The sequence below is a fragment of the Clostridium pasteurianum BC1 genome (assembly GCF_000389635.1).
Taxonomy (GTDB): Bacteria; Bacillota; Clostridia; order Clostridiales; family Clostridiaceae; genus Clostridium_I; species Clostridium_I pasteurianum_A.
Genome location: NC_021182.1, coordinates 451268 through 465188 on the forward strand (window position 1 = coordinate 451268; position 13921 = coordinate 465188).

Here is a 13921-nt window from a genome sequence, read left to right on the forward strand (position 1 = left end):
TTTACTGCGTGTTGGAAGTTTATTAAGGTGAAAATGATTTCTTAAATAAGCTTGATAATTGTTACTAATCATTGTACTTAAGCACAATGATTAATAATATTTTATTCTAGAAGGAGCATGTTTTGTGGAAAATATGGAAAAAGGAAAATATAAATTTAAGTACCTTATAATTTTAATCTATTTAGCAGCATTTTTATTTTTTGGGTTTAAAATGTTATTTTATGTAGAACACGTTGGAAGATTTCCTGATGAGATTACTCATGTTTCTTATATTGCCTATCTTGAAAAAACACATAAAATAATTCCAGATTTTAAAAGCATGACAATACTACAGCAAACAAAACCTATTGATAACAATAGCATTAAGAATGCCACCTATACTTTTGGCAGTGATTTTAATTACCTAGGTCATCCACCGTTGTATTATCAAATTATGCGTATTAGTGGAGCAGTAAAAATTCAAAACAATACTGTAATTATTAATTTTATAAGACTTCGATCCTTTAACATAATGCTTAGTTCTCTGGCTATTTTACTTATTTTATATATTGGATATAGCAGAATTGGTAAAAATCCATTGTTACATTTCCTGTATGCAGCAATAGTAGTATCTGTACCAATGCTGGCCTATGATTCTGCAGGTGTTAATAATGATACTTTAGCAGTAATTGGATTATCTGTTTTTGTATTTGGACTGCTGCGTTTTTCTGAGCGGAAGCGAAATTTTCCTACTTATCTTATAATAAGCTTAGGTGTATTTCTTTCTTTTATGTCTAAGCTTACAGCGGGCTTAGTAGTTTTTATTTCCTTATGTATATATATTATTTTAATTATAATAAAAGAAAAAAATGCAGGATTTTTAATTTCCAGAAAATTATTGGCTACTTTTCCTGTATATGCTGTAACAGCTGCATATTATATAATAGTTTATTTTCAAACAAGCAGCATTATGCCTACATACAGATTGTTAGATCCTGCAGATTATTATGCCTCAGGCTTTTATGTTGATGTTGCACAGCGTACTCATATGAATTTTACTCAATATATAATATATTTCAGTAAAAGTTTTTTGAGAACTTGGACGGGAATTGCATCAGGTGTTTCTTTAATAAAGATTGATAGACTTTTTTCTGTAAATAATATTGCATTACTTGCACTTTTGGTTCTTCCAGTTATACTAATATTCCAAATAAAAAAGGCTGCAAAAAAATCTTCTATTACTTTAGTGGCAATTTCAGTTTATTTAGGAGTTATAATCTCAGCTATAACACAGTGTTTACGTGCTTATAATGAGTATGTAAGTATTTCAGGATATATGGGGGGATATCAATCCCGTTACTATTTATGTGGTATATCAGCCATCAGTTTGGGCATTGTAATGATTGTGAAGAATCTTTTAGAGGATGAAGATGATATATCTGTAATGAACATAGAATTTGAAAATAAATTAACGCTGCAGTGCTATCAATCAAAAACTGGTTTTAAATATAAAAAAGCAATATTGTATACTATATGTTTATTTTTTATTTTGCTACTTTTTTATGAAGATCTTATATATTTTTTAATTAATTTTAAAGATTATCTATAGATTATAATTAAATTTAATGGAACGGGGGCAATTAATTTTATGAAACTTATAATTCAGATACCTTGTTACAATGAAGAGAATACTTTACCACAAACTTTTAAAGATTTACCTGATTCTATTAAAGGTATAGATGAAATAGAGTATCTTATAATAAATGATGGAAGTACAGATAATACCGTGGATGTAGCTAAGTCTCTTGGCATACATCATGTGATTTGTTTTAAACAAAATAAAGGACTTGCAGCAGGTTTTATGGCTGGCATTGATGCATGTTTATGCCTAGGAGCAGATGTTATTGTTAATACCGATGCCGATAATCAGTATTCTGGTGATGATATTAAAAATCTTGTAAGGCCAATTATAGATGGGAAGTATGATATTGTTATTGGCAGCCGCCCTATAGATGAAACAGAACATTTTTCGAAAAATAAAAAATTATTTCAGCATTTAGGCAGTTGGGTAGTAAGAAAAGCTTCAAATACGGATATACCTGATGCACCTAGTGGTTTTAGGGCATATTCACGTAATGCGGCAATAAAATTAAATGTGGTAAATCAATATACCTATACACTTGAAACAATAATACAAGCTGGTCAGGATAAAATAGCCATAACTTCCGTTCCTGTGAAAACGAATCCTGAGATTAGAAAATCTCGTCTTTTTAAAGGTATAGGCAGTTATATAAAACGTTCATCCATGACTATTATACGTGCATATATGATGTATAAACCTCTTAAATTTTTCTGTATTATTGGAGCTACTGTTTTTGTAATAGGATTTATAATAGCAATGCGATTTTTAATGTTTTATTTGGAAAATAGCGGTAGGGGCCATATACAATCTATTCTACTCAGTGTTCTTTTAATGCTATTTGGTTTTCAAACCTTTATTACTGGGCTCCAGGCAGATTTAATTGCCGCTAATCGTAAATTATTGGAAGATATTCAATACCGTGTACGTAAATTTGATTATGATTCAGAGGTGAAAAATTCAAAGGCAGAGAAAAAAGATGAAACAGACTAATTTTAAAAGAGATTGTATTAACAATATTGTTCATAACAAAAAGTTACTATTTATAACTACAAAAAATATTGATTATATACGTAATTCTCAAGAAATAGATTCTTTGAAAAAATCAGCTGCAGAGGTTAGGGTAATAGGTTATAGCGATAAAGGATATATTTCTAGACTTATTAAGATATATGTTCAGCTGCTTACTATATCCCTAAAAAGCTATGAAGTGATATTTGTAGGCTTTGCTCCTCAGCTGATTGTACCTTTTTTTAGTTTTAGATTTAAAAAGAAAATTGTTGTAGAAGATTTTTTTATTTCTTTGTATGATACAATGATAAATGATCGAAAAAAATTTAAACAAAATAGTATATTGGCTAAGATACTTTTATATTTAGATAAAATCACACTGAAAAAGGCTCATGAAATTATTGTTGATACTTGCGCTCATGGTGATTATTTTGTAAAAGAACTTGAAGCTGATAAAGGCAAAATAAATATCTTATATCTTACAGCTGATTCATCAATTTATTATCCAAGATTAACTCAGAAGCCAAAGGAATTAAGTAATAAGTTTTTAGTATTGTATTTTGGCAGTATCTTGCCATTGCAAGGCATAAATACTATTTTGGAATGTGTCGAAAAAATGAAAAATATATCTTCTATAGTTTTTGAAATAATAGGGCCTGTAAGTAAAGCACATATGGAAAAATACAAAGCATGTGAAAATTTAATCTTTATCCCTTGGCTTTCTCAATCTGCTTTAGCAGAAAAAATTTCAGAAGCAGATTTATGCTTGGCTGGACATTTTAACAGTACTATAGGCAAAGCAGCCAGAACGATTCCCGGTAAAGCTTATATTTATAATTCTATGAAAAAACCAATGATATTAGGAGATAATTCTGCTAATCGTGAGCTGTTTGAAGAAGATAATATTAATAACTATTATGTTGAAATGGGTAATTCCGATAAATTAAAAGAAAAAATACTTTACGTGATGAAAAAGAAAAATTTTAAGGAAAACTAAAATATGTTTAGATAGTTATAAGGTATGTGAAAATAAATAGCAAGTGAAAGATAAGAGTATACTGACTAGTTATTTATTTGAGGATGTCTAAAACTAATTAGAAAGAAATGAGTTTTATATGAGAAATAAGATTATTAAATATATAGGATACATAATTACAATAGTAGCATTTATTTTTATAGGAAAATCTTTTCTTTCCATGAATTTAGATGTGAAATACATAAAAAATCCATTTTCAGCTATAATATTTGTGATATTAATGTCTATAGGATATGCCGTAACAGTCTATATATCCTCTTATGCCTGGAAAAGCATATTAGAGTTTATTAATAAAGATTCTATACCATTTAAAGATATTACAGGTGTCTACGTAAAATCTAATATTGCTAAATACTTGCCTGGAAATGTAATGCATTTTGCAGGTAGAAATTTATTGGCAAGTAGGCTTGGATTTAAGCAGCTGGATATTACCTTTTGTACTATACTTGAAATAGTCGTGTTGATTTTTACTGCAGTTATTATACCACTTATATTTGCAATGAGAATTTTTAGAAATTCACTAGAATATGCATTACTTAAAGTAAATCATAATATTATTTGGGTGGTTTTAACAGCTTTAGCCATATTGGTATTACTAGCAATTTGGATTATATGTAAAAAGAAACAGCTTTTAAAAAACTACAGTCATATATTTACAAAGAAATTTCTTATACTTTTATGCAAATTATTTTTTATTTATAGTATAACACTAATAATTCCCGGAATATTTTTGATGTTATCTTTAAAATTCATTCTTCATTGTAACGTTTCGCTGAATATGACTATGATAATAATATCTTCTTATACGATTTCCTGGGTGCTTGGCTTTATAGCACCTGGCGCTCCAGGGGGAATAGGCATAAGAGAAACGATTTTACTTCTTATATTAACGCCATTTTATACAAATAGTGTAGTGCTTATGGCGACTATTATACTTAGAGTTATATCAGTTTTAGGGGATTTAATAGCATTTTTTTTAGAACCTGTAATAGAAAGTAAAGTTTTATCTTAATACAAAAACTAGATTAACTAAGAAGACACTATGAAATTCCCATAATTTCATAGTGTCTTCTATTATTTCTATGCTATTTTCTGCCTACACCCTCATAAATAAATCCTAATTCTTTTACTTTTGTTGCTGGCAGCATATTTCTTGTATCTATAATTATTTTTTGTTTTATTAATTTTGCAATATTATTTAAATTTAAGTTTCTATACTCATTCCATTCTGTAACCAGCATTAAAGCATCTGCATCTTTAACTGCTTCTAGACTATATTCACAGTATATGATCTTATCACCAAATAATTTTTTTGCATTATTTAATGCTTTTGGATCATGCACTTTTATTTTACAATTATTTTTTATTAATTCATTTATTATACTAATGGCTGGTGACTCTCTCATATCATCTGTTTCAGATTTAAAAGCTAAGCCTAATATGGCAATACACCTATCATTCAAATCTCCCAATATATTTTTAAGTTTCTTAACCATTCTGATTTTTTGTAATTCATTAGAATTTATAACCTCTTTAACCAGACTCATATTAACATCGTATTTAGCTCCAATTTGTACCAAGGCTTTTGTATCCTTTGGGAAACAGCTTCCACCATATCCGGGACCTGCATGCAAAAATTTAGAATTTATTCTGCCGTCCATGCCTAAAGCTTTTGCCACTTCATTTACATCTGCTCCAATAGTTTCTGATAGATTTGCAATTTGATTTATAAATGTAATTTTTGTTGCTAAAAAAGCATTGTTTGCATATTTTATTAGTTCAGCAGTTTCATAATTACACCATACAAAAGGAGTTTCTACTAAATATAAAGATCTATAGACATCCTTAAGTATTTCTTTTGATTTTTCAGATTCATAGCCTATAATAACTCTGTCTGGATGGAAAAAATCAGTTATAGCCTTACCTTCTCTTAAAAATTCTGGATTTGAAACTACATCAAAGTTATCTGAATTTGTTTTCTCTTTTATGTATTCTTTTATCCATTTATTTGTTCCAACTGGAACTGTAGACTTAGTAACAATAACTTTATAATCATTTAAGTTTTTAGAAATTTCATTAATTACATTTTCTACCTGAGATAAGTCCACATCACCATTATCCTTTGGAGGTGTTCCAACTCCTATGAAAATTACTTCTGATTCAATTATGGATGAAGCAATATCTGAGCTGAATCTTAAGCGTTTACTTTTTAAATTCCTATTTAGATAGTCATTAATGCCGTGTTCGTAAATTGGAGATATACCAGCATTAAGTTTATCTACTTTTTCTTTATCAATATCAACACCTATAACCTGGTTACCAAAATCAGCAAAACCTATTGCTGCAACTAAACCCACATATCCTGTACCTACTACTGTTATTCTTTTAGACATATACTAACACTCCATTTCCTATTAAATTTTTATCCGATGACTACCATCCGTAATGCTCCCGTCGCACTCTGTGAAAGTGATTCGCACAAAATTAAAAATTTTGGATCTCTACTTGCACGCTGTGAAAGCGATTCACAGAAAATCCAAGATTTTTGTTCTCTGCTTTTCTATCAAAGTGGGAGATAACGGCTGCTACGTCCCTGGATAACGATTTCTAAGTTTCAGCTGGAGAAAAAAACTCCACCTGAAACAAAGAACTCTGTTTATAATAATTGCTCCATATATTAAATAATACAATTTTATAGTTTGATTGATTACTATTTTTGTTATTATATAACTTAAAGTTAACATTATTAAGTGACAGCTATGGGTAAAAAATATAAATAATTTATGAATTAAAGAGAGGACTATACTTCAGGCATCTGGCAGTAGTAAAGTGGATATAATAAGAAGATTATTCAATGGGGAAATAACTACTGAAAATCCGTCTTCTATGCTTAGGTGTATTCATCGGTAACTGTAATTGTAGATAAAGAGTCAGGAGCCTTTGTATAACCCACACTTATACTTTGCATTCCAGGGGTGTAAAGTACAGAAAAAATGGAAATTATTACACCCATGGGGTACAATAATTCAATTTACTTATAATTATCCTTGATTAGATTAAATGTTTGAAGTATAATAAAGCAAATAAACATATTATTCATATATATTTAATATGAATATAATTGTGTTGTAATTTATCTAATGACAAGCTGTTGTAACAATCTATATCTTAAAAACTTTGGTAACAGCGGCACATCCTTGGATAATTCATCTAAACTTAGCGTGAGTACAAATTCAACTAAGTAAGATTCATTGATTAATAAAAATACGTTTTAAAAATTAAAATTATGATTTAGGACGGGGAGTGAATATATGAGCAGAGATTTCGATGAAAATATGGTTCAATTGGTATCAGAGATTGCGGCGAATTATAGACGAAATTCTATTTTTTCACTATATGCTTCTTCTAAATTAGCTAGTAAAGTTGAAATTATAGAAATTTTGCAGGAACTAAGACAATTGGTTTTTCCGGGTTTTTTTGAAAGTAAAAAATTGTCAAGCGATACAATAGAATATTATATAGGAGATCTTTTAATTAGTATTGAGGAAAAATTACATAGACAGATAAAATGTGCATTGCTATATAAGAATAGTATTGATAATGAATCTGAGGCTTCATGTTTAGAAGAAAAAACAAATAATATATGTTTAACATTTTTAAAATTATTACCTAAGATACAGGAATACATTAATACAGATCTTAAAGCGGCATATGATGGAGATCCATCTGCTGGAGATATAGAACAGATTATATTTTCATATCCAGGTATATTTGCAGTAAGTATTTACAGAATAGCTCATGAACTTTATAAATTATCAGTACCATGCATTCCAAGGATTATGACAGAATATGCACATAGTGAAACAGGAATTGATATCAATGCAGGTGCTCAAATTGGAAAATACTTTTTTATAGATCATGGCACAGGTGTTGTTATTGGCGAAACTTCTATTATTGGAGAAAATGTAAAGATATATCAAGGAGTAACATTAGGCGCCCTGTCAACTAGAGGAGGACAAAGTCTTCAAGGTGTAAAAAGGCATCCAACAATTGAAGATAATGTTACCATATATTCAGGAGCTTCTATTTTAGGTGGAGATACTATTATTGGAAAAAATTCAGTAATAGGTGGGAATGCTTTTATTACAAAATCAGTTCCAGAAGATACAAGGGTTAGTATTAAGAATCCAGAACTTAAATTTAGAAATAGCAATAGCAATAGTAAACCTAAAGAGCTGGAACAGGAATTTATATTTGATTGGATTATATAAAGACATTGTGTATGTAGGAATAAATATGAAAGCCATAATTAGTGTTTCCAATCAACTCTATATAAGTAAATATTGACAATAATACATATCTTATTGTAACATATACACAAATAATTTGATTAGTAGGAATGACCAACCAGTCAAACTGGAGGCCAGGTATTTTTATGAAAGTAAAAATGCTTGGCCTTTTATGTTAATTAGAATTCTAAATAAACTTGGATTTAATTCAGGATATTTACTCAACAGTAATTAAAGAAAATGAAGTTAGTGCTGTAGAGTAATGTTCATTAATAATAGCTTAAAAAAATAAGGATCATCAGATGACTTGTTGAAGTCTGATGATCCTTATTATTAATTAAATTGATAAATACACTTTAAAAGACTTTTGTGTTTTACTTCACAAGGGTATAATGAAAATCATAATTATAAATTTAGGAGAGAGCATTATGGATATATTAGAGTGTAATCAATATTTGAGAAGTATAGAACTTAAAAGAGAACACATAAAATCTTTGTCTGAATATCCCTACCGTCTTCCTGCTATAAAAAATTTGTCAAATTTAAAATTTCATCCAAAGGTGACTTACATTATAGGTGAGAATGGTTCTGGTAAATCCACAATTTTAGAGGCGATTGCAGTTGCCTATGGATTTAATCCGGAAGGAGGAACAATCAACTTCAATTTTTCATCCATGGATACTCACTCAGAATTATATAATCATATAAAATTGATAAAGGGAGTACGAAAGCCTAAAGATGGATTTTTTCTAAGAGCTGAAAGCTTTTATAATCTTGCAACAAATGTTGATGAACTTGACAGGGAAGTTCCAGGTCTTGTGAATTTCTATGGGGGAAAATCATTACATAAACAATCTCACGGAGAATCCTTTTTTTCGGTATTTATAAATAGATTTGGCGGTGATGGATTGTATATATTAGATGAGCCAGAGGCTGCACTATCACCTTCAAGGCAACTTTCTATGCTTGCTAGAATTCATGAATTAGTAAAGCAGAGATCTCAATTCATTATTGTAACTCATTCTCCAATTATAATGGCATATCCAGATGCCACTATTTATGAAATAAAGGATACTTTAGAGTTAGTTAAATATGAGGATACCGAGCATTATCAGATAATGAAAAATTTTATTAATAATAAGGATAAGATGATAAATATTCTTATGGGGTAAAGGAAGAAAAGGGAGGGAATGCTTTGACTCTACAACAATTAAAATATGCTATTGAAATTTCAAATTGCGGATCAATGAATGAAGCAGCTAAACGGCTTTTTATATCCCAGCCCAGCCTTTCCAATTCAATAAGAGAACTTGAAAATGAGCTTGGAATTACAATATTTGATAGAACTAATAGAGGCATTAGTATTTCCTTAGAGGGCGTTGAATTTTTAGGATATGCCAGACAAATTATAGAGCAGACTGAATTGCTGGAAAATCATTATAAGGGAATAAAGTTAAACCCTGCACATTTTTCCATTTCAACTCAGCACTATGCCTTTGTAGTAGATGCTTTTATCAGATTAATGAAGCAGCTTGATACTACTCAGTATGAATTTAATTTGAGAGAGACAAAAACCTATGAAATTATTGATGATGTGAGGACACTGCGCAGCGATGTGGGGATATTATATATTGATGATCACAATTCAAGGGTAATGAATAAATTGTTTAGTGATAGTAATCTTAAATTTACGCCCCTATTTAATACTAATCCACATGTTTTTATAGGGAAAAAGCATCCTCTTGCAGTTAGAGAAAGTATAAGCGCTAAAGATATAGAACCCTTTACATATATAAAATTTGATCAGGGAGAAAACAATTCTTTACACTTCTCAGAAGAAATGATAAATTTTTCTGAAACAGATAAAATGATTCGTGTAAATGATAGAGCCACTCTATCAAATTTATTGATTGGTACAAATAGCTATACCATAGGTACGGGAGTTGTAGTTTCTAATTTAAATGGAGATGAAATTAAATCAATTCCACTAGAAAGCAGTGAAATATTTACAGTGTGATGGATTGCCCATAAGGATATTAAGCTTAGTAAGATAGCAACGGAATTTATAAATATATTAAATGATATTGTTTCAACAAATTATTTTGATTTGGATTATTATCTGCTATAGGAGTTGAAGGGAAAATATGATTGAGAAACTTATAGGTAAAAAAAGAGAAGCTCCACCTTTTCGTTATGATATTGTGGGAAGCTTTCTTCGTACGGACGAAATTAAAACAGCTCGTATTCAATTTGAAAAAGGTGAAATAAACTGTCAGCAACTTACTACTATTGAGAATATAGAAATTAAAAAGCTAGTAGAGAAAGAGAAAGAAATAGGACTTAAGTCTGTAACTGATGGTGAATTCAGGCGTTCCTGGTGGCATCTTGATTTCTTTTTAGGTATAAAAGGCACAGAAAAGATTATTTTAAATCAAGGCAAAAATCTTAATGGATCAAGAATTAAAGCTGAAAGCTTTCGTATTATGGATAAAATAAAATTTCAAAATCATCCTATGGTAGAGCATTTTAAATATTTAAAAAGTATTACTGGGGAATGTGTGCCAAAATTTACAATTCCTTCACCGGCACTTTTTCACTTTGTTGAAAGCCATAATGAAAATAATGTTTATAAGACTAAAGACGAACTTTTAAGTGATATTATTGAAGTTTACAAATTAGCTATAAGAGCTTTTTATGACGCAGGCTGTCGTTATCTTCAGCTTGATGATACTGCCTGGGGAAGTTTGTGCAGTGAAAGACATAGAGAGCATTTAAAAAATAAAAGGATTGATCCAAATGAACTTGCAAGAGATTATGTAATGCTGATTAATGAAAGTATTGCAGATCACCCTAAGGATATGGTTATTACTCTTCACATATGTCGTGGTAATTTTCACTCCTCTTGGTTTGGATCTGGAGGATATGAACCCATTGCTGAAATTTTATTTTCAAATTGCAAAGTAGATGGATTTTTCCTTGAGTATGACAATGAACGTTCTGGAGACTTTGCACCTTTAAAATACATAAAAGACCAATATGTTGTATTAGGACTTGTTACTACAAAGCATGGAGGACTTGAAAGCAAAGAGAGATTAAAAGTTCGCATTGCTGAAGTCTGTCAGTACATTGATATAAATCAGCTTTGTATAAGTCCTCAATGCGGCTTTGCATCCACTGAAGAAGGTAATATACTCACAGAGGAAGAACAGTGGGGAAAGATAAAGCTTGTGGTAGAGACGGCTAATGAGATATGGGTGGAATAGAATAGTTAAATAAGGAAGTTAACAGCTGCTTTTCCTTAGTCGAAAATTCTTTTGGAGAATTTATTTTAACAAAATTAGTAGTTACTAATATAGCAACAGCAAAGAAAACTATAAAAATGAAATAAATAAAAATCTTTCCGTTAAGTATTTTCATTATAAATACCTGCCTTTATTTTTATTATAAAGTAAAACTTAGAGAATTGTAATAAAATTTAGGTGATTTTAAAAATAATCATAATAAATTATTTTTATATCTTAGTCAAGAACTTCACTGGTCAGCATTAAGGTTACTATATCCGCCATTTCATCCGGAGTTTTTTTAGCGCCGTCCTTTACCCATTTAATTAGCATATTCCAAAAACCTCCTGCACTGAAAGCTAGTAGGTATTCCAATATGCTATTATCTTTGTATTTTCCATAGTCATCCTTAAATTGTTTATGAAGGTCAGGTAAGTGTTCATTATATTTTTGCAATATCATATATAGTAAGTTGTTCTTTTCCATTACATTTATAAAATCTATATGCTTTTTCCAAAATGTAAAATAAATTTTAGCAATATCATGTGTTTTCAAAATTTTTTCTTTTTTTAACAGTTCAGCATATTCAACAAATAATTTCTCAATGTATAAATCTAAAACATCTTCTTTAGAAGTAAAATTCCGATAAAATGTACGCCTTGCCAGCTGTGCATGAAAAGCTATTTCCGTTATGGTTATTTCATTGTAAGATTTCTTCCACAATAGATTTAATAGTGATTTCATAATCCATTCTTTAGATTGAACTGATATTGGATTTAGTTTATTATTTTCTTTCATAGAAAGCCTCCAATGTGTAATTGACACATTATATTGATTTTTGTAGCACTTGAAGCAAACCTATTGATTTACCTTCAATAGGTATTATACTAATAACTATCAAGTGACACAAGTGAGACAGTTATTTTATCTGATGATTAGTCGCTGTGTGATAATACAGAGGAGGTTGTTTTATGAAAACATTAACTATAATTATATGGCTTTTCCCTATACTTTTTATGATTCATGACTTTGAGGAAATTATAATGATTAATCCATGGAAGAAGAGAAATAGAGAATACATTGAGGAGATTAAAAATAAACGTATTCCCTTTGAGTTCAATGCTTCAACCGCTGCCTTTGCAATTGCAGTAGCTGAAGAATTTCTTATTATATCAATAGTAACTTTAATCTCATATGTAATTTACAGTTATGCTATCTGGTATGGTTTATTTATTGCTTTTACTCTACATCTGATTTTTCATCTGTTTCAATGGTTAAGGTTTAAAAAATATGTACCTTCCACCATAACCAGTGTATTGTTTATTCCCATTTGCTTTTATATGATATATAAGTTTAATATTTTACTGCATTATAACTCTGTCACTTTGTTTCTTTACATACTAATTGCTTCGATTATAATGATTATAAATTTATACTTTTTGCATAGAGGAATGAAAAAATTTGATTATTGGTTAAAGCAGTTTAGTACAAATTATAAAATATGACATTTATGTGTCATGTTTTATAATTTATAATACCTTTGAGGTGATTGCATGCAGATAAATAGATTATTTGAAATTGTATATATTTTGCTTAATAAAAAAGTATCTACGGCTAAAGAATTTGCTGAATATTTTCAAGTATCAACAAGAACAATTTATAGGGATATTAATACTTTAAGTTCAACAGGAATACCAATCTATACAAACCAAGGTAAAGGTGGAGGTATAAGAATTTTAGATAATTTTATACTTAATAAATCTCTACTTTCAGAAAATGAACAAAATGAAATATTAATTGCACTCCAAAGTTTAAAGGCATTGAAATATCCTGATATTGATACTACTCTTTCTAAATTAAGTAATTTATTTAAAAAAGATAATTATAATTGGATTGAAGTAGACTTTTCAAATTGGGGTAGTAATAAATTTGATAAAGAAAAGTTTGATATATTAAAAGAAGCTGTTATAAACAACAAGATTATTGCATTTAAATATTATAATTCATCAGGAGAAAAAAGTAATAGAAAAGCTCAACCGTTAAAGTTGATTTTTAAAGATAGATCTTGGTATTTACAGAGTTTTTGTCTATCAAAGCAAAATTATAGAACATTTAAAATTAGTCGTATGTCTAATATAACAATTACAGAAGAGATTTCTAATATAATATCCTTAGACAAGTTACAAATCCAATCTCAAAGGGAACAAGCACATAAGGTAACTAATTTTAAATTACATTTTTTACCCAATGCTGCTTATAGAATATATGATGAATTTGATGAAAAAGATATTGTAAAAAATAAAGATGGATCTTTTAATGTTATTACTGTTCTACCGGAAGGAGAATGGATATATGATTATATTATGTCTTTTGGTACTGGCATTGAGGTTTTAGAGCCTAAGGTAGTACGGGATATACTTTTAGAGAAATTAAAAAAAATGATTGGAAAGTATAAATAATATGACATAATGTTGTCAAGTTAATACATTTATAATTAATTTATCCGATGACTAGTCGCTGTAACACTCCGCCTTTAGAAAAGTAGAGAACCAAAATCTTGATTTTGTGTGAATCACTTTCACAGAGTGCAAGTAGAGAACCAAAATCTTGATTTTGTGTGAATCACTTTCACAGAGTGTGGTGGAGAGAACAGCGAAACGTCCCTGGATAATTCATCTAAACTTAA

11 protein-coding genes and 1 pseudogene are annotated in these 13921 nt (G+C 29.3%); 10 read left to right on the forward strand and 2 right to left on the reverse strand.

Annotated features, from left to right (window positions below; genetic code table 11):
• Positions 1–133: 133 nt before the first annotated feature.
• From CLOPA_RS02105 to CLOPA_RS02120, 4 genes are all read left to right on the forward strand, one after another.
• Entirely contained in the window at positions 134–1588 is a 1455-nt protein-coding gene (locus tag CLOPA_RS02105; protein WP_041711148.1) for a hypothetical protein, read from the forward strand.
• A gap of 39 nt (positions 1589–1627) precedes the next feature.
• Positions 1628–2611 carry a glycosyltransferase family 2 protein gene (locus CLOPA_RS02110; protein WP_015613825.1) on the forward strand — a complete coding sequence of 328 codons (984 nt, stop codon included), beginning with the start codon at positions 1628–1630 and terminating at the stop codon, positions 2609–2611.
• Complete coding sequence (locus CLOPA_RS02115) at positions 2598–3626, forward strand: glycosyltransferase (RefSeq protein ID WP_015613826.1); 1029 nt, start codon at positions 2598–2600, stop codon at positions 3624–3626. Before CLOPA_RS02110 ends, CLOPA_RS02115 begins: the two co-directional genes overlap by 14 nt.
• Before the next feature lie 118 nt (positions 3627–3744).
• Positions 3745–4677 (forward strand): lysylphosphatidylglycerol synthase domain-containing protein, encoded by a 933-nt coding sequence (locus CLOPA_RS02120; protein WP_015613827.1) that lies wholly within the window; start codon positions 3745–3747, stop codon positions 4675–4677.
• Between the two features lie 73 nt (positions 4678–4750).
• Here CLOPA_RS02120 and CLOPA_RS02125 read toward each other — a convergent pair whose 3' ends face one another.
• A complete protein-coding gene (locus CLOPA_RS02125; protein WP_015613828.1) occupies positions 4751–6058 on the reverse strand; it encodes a UDP-glucose dehydrogenase family protein in 1308 nt (435 codons plus the stop codon).
• Positions 6059–6976: 918 nt separating this feature from the next.
• On the opposite strand from CLOPA_RS02125, the gene epsC reads away from it, so the two are divergent.
• From epsC to CLOPA_RS02145, 4 genes and pseudogenes are all read left to right on the forward strand, one after another.
• A complete protein-coding gene (gene epsC / locus CLOPA_RS02130) occupies positions 6977–7936 on the forward strand; it encodes a serine O-acetyltransferase EpsC (protein WP_015613829.1) in 960 nt (319 codons plus the stop codon).
• A 446-nt stretch (positions 7937–8382) separates the two neighbouring features.
• Positions 8383–9126 carry an AAA family ATPase gene (locus CLOPA_RS02135; RefSeq protein ID WP_015613830.1) on the forward strand — a complete coding sequence of 248 codons (744 nt, stop codon included), beginning with the start codon at positions 8383–8385 and terminating at the stop codon, positions 9124–9126.
• A 23-nt stretch (positions 9127–9149) separates the two neighbouring features.
• Positions 9150–10082 (forward strand): annotated as a pseudogene (locus tag CLOPA_RS02140) (LysR family transcriptional regulator).
• Between the two features lie 16 nt (positions 10083–10098).
• Entirely contained in the window at positions 10099–11217 is a 1119-nt protein-coding gene (locus CLOPA_RS02145) for a 5-methyltetrahydropteroyltriglutamate--homocysteine S-methyltransferase (RefSeq protein WP_015613832.1), read from the forward strand.
• A 255-nt stretch (positions 11218–11472) separates the two neighbouring features.
• On the opposite strand, the gene CLOPA_RS02150 is transcribed toward CLOPA_RS02145, so the two are convergent.
• A complete protein-coding gene (locus CLOPA_RS02150) occupies positions 11473–12033 on the reverse strand; it encodes a TetR/AcrR family transcriptional regulator (protein WP_015613834.1) in 561 nt (186 codons plus the stop codon).
• A gap of 173 nt (positions 12034–12206) precedes the next feature.
• Between CLOPA_RS02150 and CLOPA_RS02155 the strand changes: the two genes are divergently transcribed.
• Both CLOPA_RS02155 and CLOPA_RS02160 read left to right on the forward strand, forming a co-directional pair.
• Positions 12207–12740: an HXXEE domain-containing protein gene (locus CLOPA_RS02155; protein WP_015613835.1), complete on the forward strand. Its 534-nt coding sequence runs from the start codon at positions 12207–12209 to the stop codon at positions 12738–12740.
• A 48-nt stretch (positions 12741–12788) separates the two neighbouring features.
• The gene (locus CLOPA_RS02160; RefSeq protein WP_015613836.1) at positions 12789–13694 is read left to right on the forward strand and encodes a helix-turn-helix transcriptional regulator; all 906 of its coding nucleotides are present in this window, start codon (positions 12789–12791) and stop codon (positions 13692–13694) included.
• The last annotated feature ends 227 nt before the right edge of the window (positions 13695–13921 follow it).

What these genes read in the sequence shown, in the direction of transcription:
- CLOPA_RS02105 (WP_041711148.1), top strand. Translation starts at nt 134, where the DNA reads ATGGAAAAAGGAAAATATAAATTTAAGTACCTTATAATTTTAATCTAT.
- CLOPA_RS02120 (WP_015613827.1), top strand. Translation starts at nt 3,745, where the DNA reads ATGAGAAATAAGATTATTAAATATATAGGATACATAATTACAATAGTA.
- CLOPA_RS02135 (WP_015613830.1), top strand. Translation starts at nt 8,383, where the DNA reads ATGGATATATTAGAGTGTAATCAATATTTGAGAAGTATAGAACTTAAA.
- epsC (WP_015613829.1), top strand. Translation starts at nt 6,977, where the DNA reads ATGAGCAGAGATTTCGATGAAAATATGGTTCAATTGGTATCAGAGATT.
- CLOPA_RS02155 (WP_015613835.1), top strand. Translation starts at nt 12,207, where the DNA reads ATGAAAACATTAACTATAATTATATGGCTTTTCCCTATACTTTTTATG.
- CLOPA_RS02150 (WP_015613834.1), bottom strand. Translation starts at nt 12,033, where the DNA reads ATGAAAGAAAATAATAAACTAAATCCAATATCAGTTCAATCTAAAGAA.
- CLOPA_RS02115 (WP_015613826.1), top strand. Translation starts at nt 2,598, where the DNA reads ATGAAACAGACTAATTTTAAAAGAGATTGTATTAACAATATTGTTCAT.
- CLOPA_RS02145 (WP_015613832.1), top strand. Translation starts at nt 10,099, where the DNA reads ATGATTGAGAAACTTATAGGTAAAAAAAGAGAAGCTCCACCTTTTCGT.
- CLOPA_RS02160 (WP_015613836.1), top strand. Translation starts at nt 12,789, where the DNA reads ATGCAGATAAATAGATTATTTGAAATTGTATATATTTTGCTTAATAAA.
- CLOPA_RS02110 (WP_015613825.1), top strand. Translation starts at nt 1,628, where the DNA reads ATGAAACTTATAATTCAGATACCTTGTTACAATGAAGAGAATACTTTA.
- CLOPA_RS02125 (WP_015613828.1), bottom strand. Translation starts at nt 6,058, where the DNA reads ATGTCTAAAAGAATAACAGTAGTAGGTACAGGATATGTGGGTTTAGTT.